Genomic DNA, 18,889 nt, shown 5'->3' on the forward strand with positions numbered 1-18,889 from the left:
CATGGCCATCGACCTGACGCTCCTGGAGGACACTCCCGACGTCACGACGGCGGAGACCACCACCTCGGGCAAGCGGCGCTTCGTCTTCCTGCGGAACTCGAAGTCGCTCACCGGCTTCGTGATCGTGGCGTTCTTCACGTTCCTCGCCATCTTCGGCACCTGGCTCGCCCCGTACGAGCCGGGCGCGCTGAGCGCGGACCTGCTGCAGGCTCCGTCGTCCTCGCACTGGCTGGGCACCAACCAGCTCGGGCAGGACATCCTGTCCCAGATCATCATCGGCACCCGGAGCGTCGTGATCGTCGGCCTGATCGCGGGGATCGGGGCCACGGCGATCGGTGTCCTCGTCGGTGTGACGTCCGGCTACATCGGCGGGATCGGCGACGAGGGCCTGTCCATGCTCGCCAACGTCTTCCTGGTCATCCCGCAGCTGCCGCTCATCATCATCATCGCCGGCCAGCTGCCCTCGGTCGGTGGTGTCACCGTCGCGGCAGTGATCGCGGTGACCGGCTGGGCGTGGGGTGCGCGCGTGCTGCGTGCCCAGACCCTGTCGCTGCGACGGCGAGACTTCGTCGAGGCCGCCCGGGCCAGTGGTGAGAGCACGTGGCGCATCATCACCGCCGAGATCATGCCTAACCTCACGGCCATCATCGCCTCGGGCTTCGTCGGAACGGTCGTGTTCGCGGTGCTCACGCAGACCACGCTGGCCTTCATCGGCATCGGCGACCCGGGCGACTGGAACTGGGGCACCATCCTGTACGGGGCGCAGAACAACCTCGCGCTGCAGCGTGGTGCGTGGTGGTGGTTCGTCCCGGCCGGTCTGTGCATCGCCCTGGTCGGCATGGCCCTGACGCTCATCAACTTCGGGATCGACGAGTTCGTCAACCCGCGGCTGCGCAGCGTCGGCATGAACGCCCGCACCCTGCGCAAGCGCGGCATCCGTCCCCGCATCGGCTTCACCCCGGTGGTCTACGAGGCGCCCGGCGCGTCGGCGCCGAAGTCGACGCTCGTCACGCAGTCCGAGCAGATCGAGGTCGCCAGGATCGTGCCGTCGAACGGTCATCACAGCAAGGAGGACCGGGCATGAGCGCCGTCCCCACGCGTTCGATCTGGACGCCGGGCGAGGTCGGCCGCGTCGCCGAGCCCGTCCTGGAGATCAAGAACCTCTCGGTCGACTACGGGTTCGACGACAACCCGACGCACGTGCTGCGCGACGTCTCGCTGACCCTCAACCGCGGCGAGGTGCTCGGGCTGGCCGGCGAGTCCGGCTGCGGCAAGTCGACGCTCGCCTACGCGGCCACGCGCCTGCTGCCGCCCCCCGGCATGATCACGGGCGGCGAGGTCGTCTTCACCGACCGCTCCGGCTCCCAGGTCGACGTCCTGGCCATGAGCGACCAGGACCTGCGGGCGTCACGCTGGCAGGACATGGCGATCGTGTTCCAGGGCGCCATGAACTCGCTCAACCCCGTGCACCGCATCGGCCGGCAGATTTCCGACGCGCTGCTCGCGCACCTGCCGTCGATGAAGAAGAACGAGTCGATGGAGCGCGCGGCCGACCTGCTCGACATGGTCGGCATCTCGCCCGACCGCCTGCGGTCCTTCCCGCACCAGCTCTCCGGCGGCATGCGTCAGCGCGTCATGATCGCGATGGCGCTCGCGCTCGACCCGCAGGTGCTGATCATGGACGAACCGACCACCGCGCTCGACGTCGTCATGCAGCGCCAGATCGTGGAGCAAATCGCCGAGCTGCGCGACCGCCTCGGGTTCTCGGTCATCTTCATCACGCACGACGTCTCGCTGCTGATCGAGATCGCGGACCGCATCGCGATCATGTACGCGGGCGAGATCGTCGAGGAGGCCGCGGCCCAGGACGTCTACCGACGTCCGCGGCACCCGTACTCCGACGCCCTGCTGCACTCGTTCCCGCCGCTGCGCGGGCCGCGTCGCGAGCTGGGCGGCATCCCCGGCTCGCCGCCGGACCTGGCCAGGCGCCCGACGGGCTGCCCGTTCCGGGACCGCTGCGTCCACGCGTTCGACGCGTGCGCGACGGTCGCGCCGGAGCTCGTCACGCCGGCCGTGCCCGGCGACGACCCCCGTCGCCAGGTCGCGTGCCTGCGGCACGACCCGGCGGCCGTGGCCGCGGCCGGGTTCCAGCCCGTCCCCGTCCCCGTGGAGCTGTCCGTCCGCTGACCTTCTGAGAACCTCCGCTGATCCCCGGTCCGTCCTCGGTGGCATCCGCCTCGGTCGTCGACTCGTCGACGACCGTGTCGCCACCGGGGGCGGGCCGGTCAGCGGATGCGCTCAGGAAGAAGGACTCACGACGAGGGCCGCGCCCGGACGTGCATCCTCGCTGTGCTCTGTGCGACCTGGTCTGTCGTGGGTCTACGAGGGCCGCGCCCGGACGTGCATCCTGGCGCCCTGCTTGCCGAAGATGCTCAGCACCTCCGCCGGCTGCGTGCCCTCGTTGGCGAACCAGTGCGGCACGCGCGTGTCGAACTCGGCGGCCTCGCCGGGCGGCAGCTCCAGGTCGTGCTCACCGAGCACGAGGCGCAGCCGACCCTCGATGACGTACAGCCACTCGTAGCCCTGGTGCGTCCCCAGCACCGGCTCGGGCACGTGGGGCGTGGGCGGGATGACGAGCTTGAACACCTGGATGTCGCCCGTGCTCCGCGACAGCGGGATCACCGTGCGACCGTGCCGCGTCACGGGCCGTGGGTGGACGCGCGGGTCGCCGGTGGCGGGCGCGCCGACCAGCTCGTCGAGCGGGACCCGGTAGAGGGCCGCCAGCGGCACCAGGAGCTCGAGCTGCGGGCGTCGCGTTCCCGACTCCAGCCGCGACAGCGTGCTCACCGAGATCCCGGTCGTCGCCGACGCCTGCGCGAGCGTCAGTCCGCGCTGCTGGCGCACCGCGCGCAGCCGCGGGCCCACGGCTCGCATGACGAGCTCGACGTCCTCGGCCGTCGCGTCGTGGGTCACGGGGCGAGTTTGCCACTCCGGCAACGAACGTTGCCATCGGCCGCACATGCGCTGCACGGTGGGCGCATGAGCGAGACGACGGATGTGGACGTGGTGGTGATCGGTGGCGGCGCTGCGGGACTCAGCGGGGCGGTGATGCTCGCGCGCTCCCGCCGGGCGGTGCTGGTGATCGACGCGGGCGAGCCGCGCAACGCGCCCGCCGAGGGGGTGCACGGGCTGCTCGGGCAGGAAGGTGTCGCGCCGGCGGAGCTCCTGGCGCGCGGTCGCGACGAGCTGCGCGCGTACGGCGGGCAGGTCGTCGCCGGTCGGGTGGTCGAGGCTCGCCGCGACGAGGGCACGGCGGCGGACGCCGGAGCGCAGGGCTTCCTGACCGGCGGGCGGCCGCCGGCACGGGGCTTCGTCGTGGCGACCGCGGACGGTCGCGTGGTGCGGGCGCGGCGGATCCTCGTCGCGACCGGACTGGTGGACGAGCTGCCCGACGTGCCGGGGCTGCGCGAGCGGTGGGGGCGCGACGTCCTGCACTGTCCCTACTGCCACGGGTGGGAGGTGCGGGACCAGGCGATCGGCATCCTGGCGACCTCGGCGCGGGCCGTTCACCAGGCGCTGCTGTTCTCCCAGCTGTCCGACGACGTCGTGGTCCTCCGGCACACGGCCCCGCCGTTCTCCGACGAGCAGGCGGCGATGCTGCGGGCGCGGGGCGTGCGGGTCGTGGACGGCCCGGTGGAGGAGGTGGTCGTCGAGGGCGACAGGCTCGCCGGGGTGCGCGTGGAGGACGCGGTCGTCCCGCTCGACGCGCTCGTCGTCGCGCCCCTGTTCACGGCACGCACGGAGGGGCTCGAGGGGCTCGGGCTGGAGCTCGGGGTGCTCGACGGCGCCGCGGGCACCTACGCGGTCGGGGACGGCGCGGGCGTGACGAACGTGCCGGGGGTGTGGGTCGCCGGCAACGTCACCGACCTGATGGCGCAGGTCGGGGCTTCCATGGCGGCAGGCACGCGGGCCGGCGCGATGATCAACGCCGACCTCGTCGACGAGGACGTCCGACGAGCGGTGCCCGTCGCGTGACCGCTCGTGCGGGGGCCCGTCCGGTAGCCAACCTCTCTCACAGGTCAAGGGCTGTCCACGTCCAGGTGTTCCACAGGCCGGGTCGGTGAAGTGGTTCCCGAGCCCGTGGACGACCACCCGCTCGCCGACGCCGCCGGGAGGCACGCGATGAGCACCATGACCGCAACAGGGCTCGACCGGACGACCGTGCTCGCGTCGGGACCGCAGGAGCCGTGGCTGACCGCGAGCGTGCGCCCGGCGGGGTCGTTCGGGCGCGCGGACGTCGGGCGGCTGCGGGACCTGCTCGACGCCCTGTCGGCGACGGCCTCGATGGTGGTGCTGGACCTGGGCGCCGTGAGCCTGCGCAGCCACCACGCGGCCGACGTGATCGACGAGGCCGCGGTCGAGCTCGAGCGGCGTGGCGGCTGCCTGCTGTGCATCAACGCCGACGACGACGTCCGGGCGCAGCTGGGCACGTGCACGCACGCGGTCGTCGTCGCGCCGGGGGTGCCGTCGCCACACTGACCCTCGTGCCCGTCGGGCGCGCCGTCAGACTCCGGGGGGACGATCGGGACCCGACGGTGACCTACCGTTGTGCGGTGAGCGATGCCCCCGTCCTGCGCGCCCCCGCGCGACCCGCTCCGGTCGTCCGCGACCGCCGGATGGGCGTCGTGGTGCTGGCGCTGGCGATCGCGGCGCTCTCGTTCGTGGGCGTCTGGCTTCTCTGGCGGGTGTTCGTCGACACCCTGGCCGGGCAGCAGGTGGAGAACGCCGCGTTCCAGGGTGCGCGCTACGGGCAGACGCAGCTGTGGCGGGTGGCGGAGCGGGTGCTCGACGTGGTGTCGGTCGGGTTCATCGTGGCCGTGCTGCTCGCCGCGATGCTCATCGCCGCGCTGCGTCGGCGCTGGTCGCTCGCCGTCCAGGTGGCCGTGCTGATGATCGGCGCCAACCTGACCACGCAGGTGCTCAAGCATTCGGTGTTCGACCGGCCCGACCTGGGCGTCGAGGCGAGCTACGGCAACACCCTGCCGAGCGGTCACACGACGGCCGCGGCGTCGATCTCGGCGGCGCTCGTCCTCGTCGTGCCGCCGAGGTTGCGGCCATGGGCGGCGGTGCTCGGTGCCGGGTACACGACGGCCACGGGCATCTCGACGCTCATCGGCCAGTGGCACCGGCCCTCGGACGTCGTCGCCGCCGTGCTGGTGGTGCTGGCCTGGACCTCGATCGCATGCGCGCTGGTCGCGCTGACGCCTGCTCGGGTCCCGACGACGACCGGGGCGCTCAAGGTCGCCCGCGACGTGGACCGCGACCCGACGCCCGCGACGATGCGTCTGGTCGTCTCCGGGCTCGTCATCCTGGGGGTCGCCGCGGCCGGCTGTGCGGCGGTCGCGCTGACGCACACGTGGAACAACCGCGACGACCTGTCGGCCCGCGCGGAGCAGGTCACGGCCTACCTCGGAGGAGCGGCCGGGGCGCTCATGGCGTCGTGCCTGGCGTTCGCGATCATGCTGGTGCTGCGGCAGGCCGCCGCGGCTCGTCCGCCCCTCGTCGGGACCGACGTGCAATCGAACCGCCCACCTGCGCCGTTACCGGTGAGTAAGGACTCCCGCCAGCCGAACCGATTGCCGGAGGCTTGACGGAACGCCGTAGAGTCCCCAGCGGTGCACTACGTGCGGGGCCATCCGACCTCGCGCAGTCTGAGGAAGGCCTGACGGATGTCTGCAGGGCGCAAGCTCGTCATCGTGGAGTCGCCCGCCAAGGCGCGCACGATCGCCGGGTACCTGGGCGACGGGTACGACGTCGAGGCGAGCGTCGGGCACATCCGCGACCTCCCGCAGCCCTCGGAGCTGCCCGCCGACATGAAGAAGGGCCCGTTCGGGAAGTTCGCGGTCGACGTCGACAACGGCTTCGCTCCGTACTACGTGGTCGACGCGGACAAGAAGAAGAAGGTCAGCGAGCTCAAGAAGCTGCTGAAGGACTCCGACGAGCTCTTCCTGGCCACCGATGAGGACCGTGAGGGCGAGGCCATCGCCTGGCACCTGCTGCAGGAGCTCAAGCCCAAGGTCCCGGTCAAGCGCATGGTGTTCCACGAGATCACCCGCGAGGCCATCGAGCGGGCGCTGGCCAACACGCGCGAGCTCGACGACCGGCTGGTCGACGCGCAGGAGACCCGCCGCATCCTGGACCGGCTGTACGGGTACGAGGTCAGCCCGGTGCTGTGGCGCAAGGTCCGTCAGGGCCTCTCGGCCGGCCGTGTGCAGTCCGTCGCCACCCGGCTGGTGGTCGAACGTGAGCGCGAGCGGATGGCGTTCGTCGCCGCCGACTACTGGGACGTGACGGGCACATTCGCCGTTGCAGGCACGGTCGAGGACGCCGCCGAGCCGGCGTTCTCCGCCAGGCTCTCGTCGGTCAACGGACGGCGGGTCGCCTCGGGTCGCGACTTCGCCGACAACGGCACCCTGAAGACCGCCGACGTCGTGCACGTCGACGAGGCGGTCGCGACGAGCCTCGTCGCCAACCTGGCGTCCTCGTCGTTCGCCGTGGCCTCGCTGGAGACCAAGCCGTACACGCGCAAGCCGGCCGCGCCGTTCACCACCTCGACGCTGCAGCAGGAGGCCTCGCGCAAGCTGCGGATGGCCTCCCGGCAGACCATGCGCACCGCGCAGGGCCTGTACGAGAACGGCTATATCACCTACATGCGTACGGACTCCTCGTCGCTGAGCTCGCAGGCGATCGACGCCGCGCGGCGGCAGGCCTCCGAGCTGTACGGCCCCGAGTACATCCCCGACTCGCCCCGCGTGTACACGAGCAAGGCCAAGGGCGCCCAGGAGGCGCACGAGGCCATCCGGCCCGCCGGGGACCACTTCCGCACGCCGGCCCAGGTGGCGAAGGAGCTCTCCGGCGACCAGTTCCGGCTGTACGAGCTGATCTGGAAGCGCACGGTCGCCTCGCAGATGGCCGACGCCCGCGGGCAGACCGCCTCCGTCCGCCTCGGCGCGACCGCCTCCGACGGCACCGACGTCCTGTTCTCGGCCTCCGGCACGGTCATCACGTTCCGCGGGTTCCTGGCGGCGTACGAGGAGGGTCGCGACGTCTCCCGGTACGACACGGACTCGTCGACGGCCGACGCGGAGAAGGGCGACGCCCGGCTGCCCGCGATGGCCGAGGGCGACCCGATCTCCGCCGCCGACCTCACCGCCGACGGGCACCGCACCTCGCCGCCGCCGCGCTACACCGAGGCGTCGCTGGTCAAGGCGCTCGAGGAGCGCGGGATCGGGCGGCCGTCGACCTACGCCGCGACGATCTCCGTGATCCAGGACCGCGGCTACGTGACGGGTCGCGGGCAGGCGCTCGTGCCGTCGTGGCTCGCGTTCGCGGTGACCCGCCTGCTCGAGGAGAACTTCGACTGGCTGGTCGACTACGACTTCACGGCCGAGATGGAGGAGGACCTCGACGCGATCGCGGCGGGGGACAAGGACCGCGTGGCCTGGCTGTCGCGGTTCTACTTCGGCGACGGGTCGGGCAACGAGGAGGGCGAGGGTCTGCGCGACCTCGTCGCGAACCTCGGGGAGATCGACGCCCGTGAGGTCAACTCGATCCCGATCGGCGACGGCATCGTGCTGCGCGTCGGCCGGTACGGGCCCTACCTCGAGGACTCGCTGGCCGAGCCCGGCGAGGACGGCAACCCGCGCCGTGCGTCCGTGCCCGAGGAGCTCGCACCGGACGAGCTGACCGTCGAGAAGGCCCGCGAGCTGCTCGAGACGCAGCCCGAGGGCGACCAGGTGCTCGGCACCGACCCCGTCGTCGGCACGCCGATCGTGGCGCGCAACGGCCGATACGGGCCGTACGTGACGGAGATCCTGCCGGATCCCGAGATCGACACGTCCCTGTCGCAGGCCGCCCAGAAGCGCGCGCTCGCGGCCGCCCCGAAGCCGCGCACGGCGTCGCTGTTCAAGTCGATGTCGCTCTCGTCGGTCACGCTCGACGACGCCCTGATGCTGCTGTCCCTGCCCCGGGTCGTCGGCGTGGACCCCGAGTCGGGCGCCGAGATCACCGCGCAGAACGGGCGCTACGGGCCGTACCTGAAGAAGGGCACGGACTCGCGGACGCTCGCCTCCGAGGAGGCGCTCTTCACGACGACGCTCGACGAGGCGCTGGCGATCTACGCGCAGCCCAAGCGCGGTCGCGGCGCCACGTCCGCGCCGCCGCTGCGGGAGCTGGGCGACGACCCGACGTCCGAGAAGCCGATCGTCGTGAAGGAGGGCCGCTTCGGCGCCTACGTCACCGACGGGGTCACCAACCGCACCCTGCCGCGCGACCTCACGCCCGAGACGATCACGCGCGAGCAGGCGATCGAGCTGCTCGTCGAGAAGCGCGCGTCGGCCCCGGCCAAGAAGAAGGCACCGGCACGTCGCACGACGGCCAAGGCACCTGCCAAGAAGGCCACGACGAAGAAGTAGGGCGCGCGAGATAGGTTGGCGCCATGGCTCGCACCGAGGATCCCCGTACCGCACCTCCGATCCGCTGGGGCATCCTCGGCGCCGGGGGGATCGCCGCCGTGTTCGCCTCCGCGGTGAACACGCACACCCGCGCACAGCTCGTCGCCGTGGGCTCACGCAACCGCGATCGCGGGTCCCGGTTCGCCACCGCGCACGGCGTCCCGTCGGTGCACACGAGCTACCGCGGGCTGGTCGAGGACGAGCGGGTCGACGCCGTCTACGTCGCGACCCCGCACTCGGAGCACCGCGAGCACGCGCTGCTGGCGATCGCGGCGGGCAAGCACGTGCTCGTCGAGAAGGCGTTCACGCGGAACGTCGCCGAGGCCGAGGAGATCTTCGACGCGGCCCGTGCCGCGGGCGTGTTCGTCATGGAGGCGATGTGGACGCGGTTCCTGCCGCACGTCGACGCGCTCCACCAGGTGATCGACGCCGGCGAGATCGGCGACATCGTCAACATCTCGGCCGACCACGGCCAGTACTTCGCGTTCGACCCGAAGAGCCGCCTGTTCGACCCGAACCTCGCGGGCGGCGCGCTGCTCGACCTGGGGGTCTACCCGGTGTCGTTCGCGCACGACTTCCTCGGCGTGCCGGACTCGATCCAGGCGGTCGGCCAGCTGACGTCCACGGGCGTCGACGGACAGATCTCGATCGCGATGACCTACGACGAGCGCACGCAGGCCACGCTCATGACGACCCTGTGGGCCAAGTCCCCGACGACCGCGGAGATCTCCGGGACCGAGGGCCTGATCAGCGTGGCCGGCAGCTTCTACGGCACGTCGTCGTTCCGCGTGGAGCGCCGCGACGGCCGCGTCTGGACGTTCGACAAGCCCGGCCAGAAGGGTCTGCAGTTCGAGGCGGCCGAGGTGGCCCGGCGGGTCGCGCTGGGCGACGTGGAGAGCCCGCGCATGACCTGGCAGAACACGCTCGACGTCATGCGCACCATGGACACCATCCGCGCGCAGGTCGGGGTCGTCTACCCCGGCGAGTGAGAGGGCGGTCCGGCACGGCGATGTCTCCCGTGGCGACTACCCTGACGCACGTGACCGAGCCTGCGTCGACCCCTGCCCCTCCGGGGCTGTTCGTGTCGTTCGAGGGTGGTGACGGCGCGGGCAAGTCCACGCAGGCCCGCCTGCTCGGCGACTGGCTGCGGGGTCTGGGCCGAGAGGTCGTCCTGACGCGTGAGCCGGGCGGCACGGAGCTCGGCGTCGAGCTGCGCAACGCCGTCCTGCACGGCGACCACGTCGACGCCCGCACGGAGGCGCTCCTGTACGCGACCGACCGCGCGCACCACGTCGCCTCGGTCGTCCGGCCGGCGCTCGCGCGCGGGGCCGTGGTCGTCACCGACCGCTACCTCGACTCGTCCGTCGCCTACCAGGGCAGCGGACGCGACCTGGGGGCCGACGAGGTCGAGCGCCTCTCCCTGTGGGCCGTCGACGGGCTGCTCCCGGCGCTCACCGTCCTGCTCGACCTCGACCCGGTCGCCGGTCGCGCGCGGCTGACGGGGGAGCCCGACCGGCTCGAGCGAGCCGGCGACGAGTTCCACCGACGCACCCGGCAGGCGTTCCTCGGACGTGCTGCCGCCGACCCCGGCCGCTGGCTCGTGCTCGACGCGACCCTGCCGGTCGACGAGCTGGCTGCGGCGATCCGGGTGCGGGCGGCGGCACTGGTCGGGGTCGCCGCGTCGGGCACACCGAGCGTCGCGACGTCCGGGGGCGTCGCGTGACGAGCGTCTGGGACGACGTCGTCGGCCAGGAGCCCGCGGTCGAGGTCCTGCGGACGGCGATCTCGGACCCGTCGGCGATGACGCACGCCTGGCTCCTGACGGGCCCACCGGGATCGGGGCGCTCGAACGCGGCACGCGCGTTCGCGGCCGCGCTGCAGTGCGCGACCGGCGGCTGCGGCGTCTGCCACGACTGCACGACGACGCTGCGCGGTCTGCACCCGGACGTCACGGTCGTCGCGACGGAGGGCGTCTTCATCCGCGCCGAGACCGCGCGGCCGCTGGTGGAGCTCGCGCAGCGCAGCCCGGCGCAGGGGCGCTACCGCGTCATCATCATCGAGGACGCCGACCGACTCAACGACACCTCCGGCAACGCTCTGCTCAAGGCGATCGAGGAGCCCGCGGGCCGCACGGTCTGGCTGCTCTGCGCGCCCAGCCAGGAGGACGTGCTGGTCACCATCCGCTCGCGCTGCCGCTCCGTGGCGCTGCGCGTCCCGCCGGTCGACGCCGTCGCGGCCCTGCTGGTGTCGCGCGACGGCATCGACCCGGACGTCGCCGAGATCGCCGCCCGGGCCGCGCAGAGCCACGTCGGCATCGCGCGCCGGCTCGCGCGCGACCCGCAGGCCCGCGCCCGCAGGTCGGCCGTGCTGGGCATCGCCGCCAAGATCCGCGGCGTGGGCGACGCCGTCCTCGCGGCCGGGGAGCTCGTCGAGACCGCGCAGGCCGACGCCAGGGCGGCGACCGAGGAGCGCGACGCGCAGGAGCGCACCGAGCTGCTGCGGGCCATGGGCGCCGAGGGTGCGGCGACCCTCCCGCCGTCGCTGCGCACCCAGGTGAAGCAGCTCGAGGAGGACCAGAAGCGCCGCGCGACCCGGGCGCAGCGGGACGTGCTCGACCGCGCGATGGTGGACCTGCTCTCGCTCTACCGGGACGTCCTCGTCGTCCAGCTCGGTGCCGGCGTGGAGCTGGTCAACGTCGAGCACGAGCCGTCGGTCCGCGCGCTCGCGGAGTCGAGCACCGCGGAGCAGACCCTGCGGCGCATGGACGCCGTCGGTCAGGCCCGCACCCGGCTGGCCGGGAACGTGGCCCCGCTGCTCGCGGTCGAGGCGATGGCCGTCGCGCTCCGACCGCAGGGGTGACGGGCGGACAACCGGCGATCGGGCGACCGCCCGCGATCGGGCGAACATCCTCGATCGGGCAAACGGCGCAGATCGGGCGAGCACCACAGGGTTCCCCCAGCAATCTCCCCGAGACTCCCACGGACCGCCCAGTCTCGACGGCTACGGTGTGGGGCATGCTGCCGTCGACCGATCACCCCGCCGCGCCCGGACGCGACGCGAGCGACCGTCGGTCACGACGCCCCGTCGCCGCCGTCGCGGCGCTCGTCGGCCTCGCCCTCCTGCTCGCGGGCTGCGTCGCGCCGAAGAACCAGACGACCGTCGAGACCCCTCGCGCCGACGCGACGCAGGCCACCGGGCCGCTCGCCTCCTTCTACAACCAGGAGCTCGACTGGACGTCCTGCGACGCCGGCGAGTGCGCGACCGCGCAGGTGCCGCTGGACTACGCCGACCCGTCCGGTGAGTCGATCGGGATCGCGCTGGCGCGCTCGGCGGCCACGGACGGCGACCCGATCGGCTCCCTGCTGCTCAACCCGGGCGGCCCCGGGGCGTCGGGGATCGACTTCCTGCAGCAGGCCAAGGGCCTGGTCAGCAAGGACGTCCAGGCGAAGTACGACCTCGTCGCGTTCGACCCGCGGGGCGTGCAGCGCTCCAGCCCGGTCGACTGCGTCGACGACTCCCAGCTGGACGAGCTGATCGCCTTCGACCCTGACTACTCGACCGATGCGGGCATCCAGCACGTGATCGACGTGTACGGCGACCTCGGCGCGGCCTGCCTGGACCGGACCGGTCCGGTCCTCGCGCACGTCGACACGGTCAGCGCGGCCCGCGACCTCGACGTCATCCGGTCGGCCCTCGGTGACGACCAGCTGCACTACCTCGGCTTCTCGTACGGCACGGAGCTCGGCGCCACCTACGCGGCCCTCTTCCCGACGACGGTCGGGCGGATGGTGCTCGACGGCGCCCTGCCCCCGACGCTGACGCCCGACGAGGCCGCGGAGGGCCAGGCCGCCGGCTTCGAGGGCGCTCTGCGTGCGTACGTCACGGACTGCCAGGGCGGAAGCGACTGCCCGCTCACGGGATCGGTCGACGAGGGCATGGCCCAGGTGCGACGCCTGCTCGACCGTGCCCGCGCGAACCCGCTGCCCACCAACACCGACCGCGACCTGACCGGCTCGCTCGCGTTCTACGGGATCGCGCTGCCGCTCTACTCGCAGGACTCCTGGGGCTACCTCACGCAGGCCCTCCAGGCGGCCATCAGCAAGGGCGACGGCTCGGTGCTGCTGCAGCTCGCGGACATCTACTCCGACCGCGAGCAGGACGGCTCCTACTCGACGAACCAGATGGTCGCGTTCAACGCGATCAACTGCGCGGACTCGCCGCACGACACCGCGCCGGACTTCGACGCGATGCGGGCCGAGGCCGCCAAGATCGACGAGGTCGCCCCGACCGTCGGCTCGTTCTTCGGGTACGGCGACGTCGTGTGCGCGAAGTGGCCGGTCCCCGCCGCCGCCGAGCTCGACGACTACACGGCGCAGGGTGCGCCCCCGATCGTCGTCGTCGGCACGACGAACGACCCGGCCACGCCGTACCGGTGGTCCGAGCAGCTCGCCGACCTGCTGTCCACCGGCGTCCTGCTGACCTACGAGGGCGAGGGGCACACCGCCTACGGCTCGTCCAACGACTGCATCGCCGGTGCCGTCGACACCTATCTGCTGGGCGGCGACGCCCCGGCGGCCGGCACCCGCTGCTGACCTCCCCGAGTTGCCGAAGCCGTTGCCCCGGGTGACGGTGGCCGCATGGCATCCCTCGGCGGACTGATCACGCTCGGCCCCCTGCGCGGCGGCGGACCGGCGAGCGGCGGGCTCGTCGTGCGATCGCTCCTGCTCGGTCTGGCGGCCGGTGCCCGTTCGTCTCTCGGGCCCGGTGCCGCGACACTCACCGGCGGAGGGGGCCGGATCGCCCGCCTCGGTGCGGCCACGAGCATCGTCGGCGAGCTCATCGGCGACAAGCTGCCGTCCACGCCCAGCCGGCTCGACCACCGCGGCGACGAGCTCCGTGCGGTCGCCGGCGCGATCGGGGCGTCGATGCTCGCCCGTCAGGCCGCAGCGCGAGCGCTCGTCCCGGCGGTCGCAGGCGCGGTCGGCGGGTTCGTGGGGACGCACGCCGGTGCGTCCTGGCGGGCCTGGGCCGGGGGTCGGATGCCCGACTGGCAGGCCGCGCTGCTCGAGGACGCCGTCGCGCTCGGCGCGGCCGCGCTCGCCTGTCTGCCGGGGCGTCGGCCCGCCTGACCGCTCGCTTTGGAGGGGGCGGGGTCCTGCGGGTACAGTTGGCGCGCTCGCCGAGGTCCCCTGGATCGCGACGACGCCGCCTTAGCTCAGTCGGCAGAGCGTCTCACTCGTAATGAGAAGGTCAAGAGTTCGATTCTCTTAGGCGGCTCCGGAAAAGGCCCCGTGACCAGCGGCAACGCTGGTGCGGGGCCTTTCGTTGTGGGGAGTGGCCGACCTCGTAGCCCAGCGTGGTGTGCCAACTGGTAGCCACGAGCGGCGCACGGCCGGCTCCCTGAGCCCGTCGTCGGCTTCGTGATGAACCCTGGCCGCGGCCTGATCGCTCGGTTCTTCCTTCGTGCGGTCAGTGGGTACGCAGGCCTGCGGCAAGGGCGACGGCGTCGGCGACCAGGGTCCGGATCTCCTGGCCGGCGCGGGCGCGGACGGCAGCACGCGGAACCATCCACGAGCCACCGACTGCTGCCACGCAGGAGAGGGCGAGGTACTGGTCGAGGTTCCCCGGCCCGATCCCGCCGGTGGGGACGAACCGCAGGTCACCGAATGGCGCCGCCAGAGCGGCGATCGCAGCAGGTCCGCCGCTGGTGGCCGCGGGGAAGAACTTCACCGTGCTCAGCCCGAGCTCGAGGGCGGCTTGTACCTCGGTGGCGGTCACCGCACCGGGGAGCGGCAGGACGCCGCGCTCGAGGCAGCGCTCGACGACCGCGCGGCTCGTGCCGGGAGAGACGACGTACGAAGCGCCTGCGGCGACGGCCTCGTCGACCTGCGCGGGGGTCAGCACCGTGCCGGCGCCGACGAGCACGTCTCCGCGGTCGCGGAGCACCCGGATGGCATCAGCGGCCGCCGAGGTGCGGAAGGTCACCTCGGCGACCGGCAGGCCGCCGTCGACGAGCGCGGCGCCGAGCGCGTCCGCGTCGGTGGCGTCGTCGATGACGACGACCGGCACGAGGGTGTGCAGGGCCAGCCGCTCGAGGATGTCGGAGGTCGTCGCGGATCCGACCGCGGGCTCCGGGGTGGTGCCGGTGCTCATCTGTCCTCGCTCGTCGTCAGACGGGCGGGGGATCGCCCGGTCGTGGGGTTCGCTGCCGGAGCGGGCGGAGCGCCCAGGTGGAGGCGTGGCTCAGGGCGGTGGACACCGCGCGGGCGGTAGCCGAGCTCGTCGGCGAGACCGAGCAGGTCGGCGGCGAACCAGGTGGTCGCGGCCCACAGCTCCGTGCCCATGAGCGACGGCGGCTCGGAGGGGGCGAACGCCCAGCCCTCACCGGTACGCCAGCCGACCAGCGACCGCTCGAGCACGGCCGTTACCGCCGCGACCACGCCGTCGCGGCGGTACCCGGGCTCGGTGCGAGCCGCCCACCACAGGGGCTGCGCTACGTCCAGCAGGTCGCATGCGCCGGCATCGTGCGGCAGCTCGGCGGCGCGGCGCAGGAGCGTGTCGACGAGTGCGCGCGGCGACCCTCCAGGGACGTCCCACTGCGCGAGCGTCCCGCGAAGGAGCCGGTACGTGCCGTTGACCGGTTCGCGCAGCCCGCCCGCCGTCGAGCCCCAGAGGCCGGTGCCGGCGTCGCGCCGCGACAGCACCCAGCCGGTCACGGCCTCGAAGAGCCCTGTGCCGGCTCCAGGGTCGGCGAGCCGCGCCCACGTGAGCGCGGTGCCGACCGCGTCGAGGGTTGCGCCGGCGCCCCACGCCCCGCCACGCCAGTCGAGCGCGTCGAGCAGACGGACGAGACGGTCGGCGGGCAGATCCAGCACGGCGTGCACAGGATGAGCGAACTCGCTGCCCAACAGCTCGAGCGCGTACCCGACGCAGAGCACGTGGTAGGCGTGGTCGCCGTCGGGCAGAGCACGTGCGGGAGCAGGGTGGTGCGCGCTGCCGAGCTCGGGTACGAGCCCGTCCGTCGCGTCCTGCAGGCCCCGGAGCGCGGCGATATGCTCGTCGCGAGACATCGCCGCGGGGACGGTCCCCGCCCACAGCTCGGCCAGCTCGATCGCGTCGGAGTGCGCCCGGACCGTCGGCGTTGCACCCTCCCGGTCGCGGTAGGCGCCATCGACATAGGCGTCGTCGAGGATCGTCGCGACGTCGGCCCGAGCCCGCTCACCCAGCTCTCGCAGCCTCGGACCGAGCCTCGCGGACGACGCACCCAGCCGCGAGCGCACGATGCGCGCAGGGTTTCCGACGACGACGGAGCCCTCCGGCACATCGCGCGTCACGACCGCGCCGGCCCCGACGACGCTGTGCGCGCCGATGCGGACGCCGTCGCGGACGAGGGCGTGCGCGCCGATCCACACGTCGTCGCCGACCTCGATGCCCCGGCTCGTCAGCGGCTGCCGGAAGATCTCCGTACCCGGGTCGGCGAAGCCGTGGTCGAAGCCGACGAGGGCAGCATGCGTCCCGATCCGCACGGCGCGACCGAGCCGCACCGGACCGCGAAGCACCACGCCGACGTTGACCGAGCAGTCGTCACCGACCTCGACGTCTCCCGTGACGTGCGCGAACGCGGCGACGTAGGACCGGTCACCCAGGCGTAGGCGTGCGCCGTCGACCACGGCGAGCCGGGAGACCGTCGCGCCGTCGCCGATCGCGTGCCCGGCCGCCCGCAGCGCAGCCACGCGAGCGGCCAGCTCCGCGCGTTGCGCGGGCGTCGTGATCTCGTCGATCCGCCATGGCTCGAACTCCCACGCGGGGATCAGCCCGTCGCCGTCGAGGGGGCCCGTCGTCACGCTCGTCGGCACGTCGTCGGCCACGTCAGCTGGCCATCCAGCCGCCGTCGACGGGCAGCACCGTGCCGTGCACGTAGTCCGACGCGGCCGAGGCGAGGAACACGACCGCACCCTGCAGGTCGGCCGGGGTTCCCCAGCGGCTGACCGGGATGCGCGCGAGGATCCCCGCCGACCGGGCCTCGTCGGCGCGAAGCGGCGCGGTGTTGTCCGTCGCGAAGTAGCCCGGCGCGACCGCGTTGACATTGACGTCGTGCGGCGCCCACTCGTTGGCGAGCGCGCGTGTGATGCCCGCGACCCCGGACTTCGCGGCTGTGTAGGACGCGATGTTCCGCCCGCCCTGGAACGAGAGCATCGACGCGACGTTGACGATCTTGCCGCCACCGGCCGGCGTCATCACCCGGGCCGCCGCCTGGGAGAGGAAGAAGACGACCTTGAGGTTGACCTGCAGGACGTCGTCCCAGTCCTCCTCGGAGAACTCGATCGCCGGACGGCGCCGGATGATCCCGGCGTTGTTGACGAGCACGTCGAGCCTGCCGAGGTCGTCGACGACGTGCGCGACCGTGGCCGCGAGGTCGTCGGTACCTGCCGTGAGGAGGTCCTGCGCGATCGGCAGGGCCCGACGGCCGAGCGCCTCGACCGCCGTGACGGTCTCGGCGGCCCCGCTGCGATCGAGCAGCGCCACGTCGGCGCCGGCCTCGGCCAGCGCGATCGCGATTCCCTGCCCGAGCCCGCGGCCCGCGCCGGTGACGAGCGCGACCTTGCCGCGCAACGAGAAGCTGTCCAGGATCATCGGTCCACCTCGAGTCGTCGACGCGCTCAGCGCAGGTCGGTCGGGTCGACGGCGACGACGTCGCCGTAGTCGACGTTCTCTCCAGCCATCGCCCAGACGAAGGAGTACGCGCCGGTCGCGGACGCCGTGTGGATGGACCACGGCGGCGAGACGACGACGTCTCGGTCGTGCAGCAGGAGGTGCCGGGTCTCGTCCGGCCGGCCCATGAGGTGGACGAGGACGTCGTCGCCGAGCCCGTCGTACAGGTAGACCTCCGTACGTCGCGCGTGCACGTGCGGCGGCATCGTGTTCCACACGCTGCCGGGCTCGAGGGTGGTGATGCCGAGCACGAGCTGGTTCGACTCGATCCCTTCGGCGTGCACGTACTTGCGGATCGTGCGGTCGTTGGACCGCTCGGGCGCGCCCAGCCGTACCGCCACCACCTCGTCGCGCGAGGCGACCGCGGCCGCCGTCCGACGGTGCGCCGGGGCAGAGACCAGGTAGACCACACCCTCGCCCGAGAGCGTGATGCTGCGCGTCCCCATGGGCAGGTAGAGCACGTCATGATGACCGACCGCGAAGGACTCGTCGTCCGCCGCCACCTGCACCGCGCCGGCCAGGCCGACGATCGCCAGCTCGCGTCGATCGAGAAGGTGCTCGGCGGCGATCTCGTCCGGGGCCGTCAGCGTGACCGGTCGCCCGTCGAGCACGGCACCTCCGACGAGCAGACGGTCGTCGTGCGCGTAACCCCAGGACGCCTCGCCGGGCGTGAACAGCCCGGACAGCACGAACCTCTCGCGCAGGGTGGCGCCATCCACATGGGACAGGTCGTCGGGGTGCGTGCTCCACAAGCGTGTGAGGGTCATCAGTGCTCTCCTTCGTCGTTCTCGTAGGTCGTCGTCGCGCCGGGCGCGGTGCGGAACGTGTGGGTCAGCGTGCCGAGGTGGCCGATCGTGATCGCGCACTCGTCGCCGTCGCGCAGCGCTCGCTGGTGCTCCAGCGCGTCCGGGAGCTTCTGCGGTGTACCGGTCGCGATCACGTCACCGGGCTGGAGGGTCGCGACCTGGCTGAGGTAGGACACGAGGAACGCGACCGGGAACACCATCCTCGACGTATGGCTCGACACCGTCAGCTCGCCGTTGCACCGCAGCTGGACCGTGAGGTCCTGGGGGTCGGGCACCTCGTCGACCGTCACCAGCGCGGGGCCCATCGGGCCGAACGTGTCGAACGACTTGCCGAGCACCCACTGCGAGGTGCGCCGCTGCCAGTCCCGCGCGGAGACGTCGTCGAACACGGTGTAGCCGGCGACGTGCTCCAGCGCCCGCTCCGGCGTCACGTCGTGCGCTGTCGTCCCGATGACGACCGCGAGCTCGGCCTCGTAGTCGACCTCGACGCTCGCCCGCGGCAGGATGACGGGCTCGTCAGGCCCGACCACGGTGTTCGAAGTCTTGACGAAGACGTCCGGAAACGGCGGATCCTCGACCGCGGTGTGCCCGCGGTAGTTGTAGCCGATGCACCAGATCGCGCCCGGCCGCGGCACGGGCGCGAGCAGGCGGACGTCGGTCACCGCGTGCACCCTCGCCGGGTCGGGCGTCGCGACCGCGGCACGCGCCGCGGCTGCGGCGTCCGGCGACGCCGCCAGAGCGACCGGACTCGGTGCGAGGCTGGAGACGTCCAGCAGCCGGTCGCCGGGCAGGAGGACCCCGGTGCCGGTCTCGCCTGCGCGCTCGAATGTCACCAGCCGCACGGTGCGCTCCCGCTCG

General features: G+C 72.8%; 17 protein-coding genes and 1 tRNA gene. 12 read left to right on the forward strand and 6 right to left on the reverse strand.

From position 1 onward, the window contains the following. Position 1 precedes the first annotated feature (1 nt). Together AC1DZC_RS15650 and AC1DZC_RS15655 are read left to right on the forward strand one after the other, a co-directional pair. The gene (locus AC1DZC_RS15650; protein WP_477043908.1) at positions 2 to 1,084 is read left to right on the forward strand and encodes an ABC transporter permease; all 1,083 of its coding nucleotides are present in this window, start codon (positions 2 to 4) and stop codon (positions 1,082 to 1,084) included. Beyond that, positions 1,081 to 2,187 carry an ABC transporter ATP-binding protein gene (locus AC1DZC_RS15655; RefSeq protein ID WP_477043909.1) on the forward strand — a complete coding sequence of 369 codons (1,107 nt, stop codon included), beginning with the start codon at positions 1,081 to 1,083 and terminating at the stop codon, positions 2,185 to 2,187. The genes AC1DZC_RS15650 and AC1DZC_RS15655 overlap by 4 nt, the downstream gene beginning before the upstream one ends. 192 nt (positions 2,188 to 2,379) lie before the next feature. Here the strand turns inward: AC1DZC_RS15655 and AC1DZC_RS15660 are convergent, their stop codons facing one another. Next, the gene (locus AC1DZC_RS15660; protein WP_477043931.1) at positions 2,380 to 2,934 is read right to left on the reverse strand and encodes a helix-turn-helix domain-containing protein; all 555 of its coding nucleotides are present in this window, start codon (positions 2,932 to 2,934) and stop codon (positions 2,380 to 2,382) included. 105 nt (positions 2,935 to 3,039) lie between these two features. Here AC1DZC_RS15660 and AC1DZC_RS15665 point away from each other — a divergent pair, with 105 nt between their 5' ends. From AC1DZC_RS15665 to AC1DZC_RS15710, 10 genes are all read left to right on the forward strand, one after another. Beyond that, positions 3,040 to 4,035: an NAD(P)/FAD-dependent oxidoreductase gene (locus tag AC1DZC_RS15665; protein WP_477043910.1), complete on the forward strand. Its 996-nt coding sequence runs from the start codon at positions 3,040 to 3,042 to the stop codon at positions 4,033 to 4,035. Positions 4,036 to 4,182: 147 nt separating this feature from the next. After that, entirely contained in the window at positions 4,183 to 4,539 is a 357-nt protein-coding gene (locus AC1DZC_RS15670) for a hypothetical protein (protein ID WP_477043911.1), read from the forward strand. 74 nt (positions 4,540 to 4,613) lie between these two features. Beyond that, positions 4,614 to 5,651, forward strand: a complete 1,038-nt coding sequence (locus AC1DZC_RS15675) for a phosphatase PAP2 family protein (RefSeq protein WP_477043912.1) — start codon at positions 4,614 to 4,616, stop codon at positions 5,649 to 5,651. A 78-nt stretch (positions 5,652 to 5,729) separates the two neighbouring features. Further along, positions 5,730 to 8,474 (forward strand): type I DNA topoisomerase, encoded by a 2,745-nt coding sequence (gene topA, locus AC1DZC_RS15680; RefSeq protein WP_477043913.1) that lies wholly within the window; start codon positions 5,730 to 5,732, stop codon positions 8,472 to 8,474. A gap of 23 nt (positions 8,475 to 8,497) precedes the next feature. Continuing rightward, the gene (locus AC1DZC_RS15685; RefSeq protein ID WP_477043914.1) at positions 8,498 to 9,502 is read left to right on the forward strand and encodes a Gfo/Idh/MocA family protein; all 1,005 of its coding nucleotides are present in this window, start codon (positions 8,498 to 8,500) and stop codon (positions 9,500 to 9,502) included. Between the two features lie 20 nt (positions 9,503 to 9,522). Next, entirely contained in the window at positions 9,523 to 10,236 is a 714-nt protein-coding gene (tmk, locus tag AC1DZC_RS15690; RefSeq protein WP_477043915.1) for a dTMP kinase, read from the forward strand. Further along, on the forward strand, positions 10,233 to 11,372 hold the full coding sequence (locus AC1DZC_RS15695) for a DNA polymerase III subunit delta' (RefSeq protein WP_477040605.1): 1,140 nt from the start codon (positions 10,233 to 10,235) through the stop codon (positions 11,370 to 11,372). The genes tmk and AC1DZC_RS15695 overlap by 4 nt, the downstream gene beginning before the upstream one ends. Positions 11,373 to 11,527: 155 nt before the next feature. Further along, on the forward strand, positions 11,528 to 13,105 hold the full coding sequence (locus AC1DZC_RS15700; RefSeq protein ID WP_477043916.1) for an alpha/beta hydrolase: 1,578 nt from the start codon (positions 11,528 to 11,530) through the stop codon (positions 13,103 to 13,105). Positions 13,106 to 13,150: 45 nt separating this feature from the next. Continuing rightward, positions 13,151 to 13,642: a hypothetical protein gene (locus AC1DZC_RS15705; RefSeq protein ID WP_477043917.1), complete on the forward strand. Its 492-nt coding sequence runs from the start codon at positions 13,151 to 13,153 to the stop codon at positions 13,640 to 13,642. A gap of 75 nt (positions 13,643 to 13,717) precedes the next feature. Beyond that, a tRNA-Thr gene (locus AC1DZC_RS15710) sits at positions 13,718 to 13,790 on the forward strand. Between the two features lie 192 nt (positions 13,791 to 13,982). On the opposite strand, the gene eda is transcribed toward AC1DZC_RS15710, so the two are convergent. From eda to AC1DZC_RS15735, 5 genes are read right to left on the reverse strand one after another with little or no spacing between them, the layout of a single operon-like run. Then, entirely contained in the window at positions 13,983 to 14,666 is a 684-nt protein-coding gene (gene eda, locus AC1DZC_RS15715; RefSeq protein WP_477043918.1) for a bifunctional 4-hydroxy-2-oxoglutarate aldolase/2-dehydro-3-deoxy-phosphogluconate aldolase, read from the reverse strand. Continuing rightward, complete coding sequence (locus AC1DZC_RS15720) at positions 14,663 to 16,381, reverse strand: DapH/DapD/GlmU-related protein (protein WP_477043919.1); 1,719 nt, start codon at positions 16,379 to 16,381, stop codon at positions 14,663 to 14,665. Before AC1DZC_RS15720 ends, eda begins: the two co-directional genes overlap by 4 nt. A gap of 1 nt (position 16,382) precedes the next feature. Continuing rightward, positions 16,383 to 17,147, reverse strand: a complete 765-nt coding sequence (kduD, locus tag AC1DZC_RS15725; RefSeq protein ID WP_477043920.1) for a 2-dehydro-3-deoxy-D-gluconate 5-dehydrogenase KduD — start codon at positions 17,145 to 17,147, stop codon at positions 16,383 to 16,385. Positions 17,148 to 17,173: 26 nt separating this feature from the next. Further along, positions 17,174 to 17,992, reverse strand: coding sequence for a 5-dehydro-4-deoxy-D-glucuronate isomerase (gene kduI / locus AC1DZC_RS15730; protein ID WP_477040599.1), 819 nt, complete (start codon positions 17,990 to 17,992; stop codon positions 17,174 to 17,176). Then, a complete protein-coding gene (locus AC1DZC_RS15735) occupies positions 17,992 to 18,864 on the reverse strand; it encodes a fumarylacetoacetate hydrolase family protein (protein WP_477043921.1) in 873 nt (290 codons plus the stop codon). The genes kduI and AC1DZC_RS15735 overlap by 1 nt, the downstream gene beginning before the upstream one ends. Positions 18,865 to 18,889: the final 25 nt, after the last annotated feature.

The sequence above is a fragment of the Cellulomonas sp. P2_B4 genome (assembly GCF_056404795.1).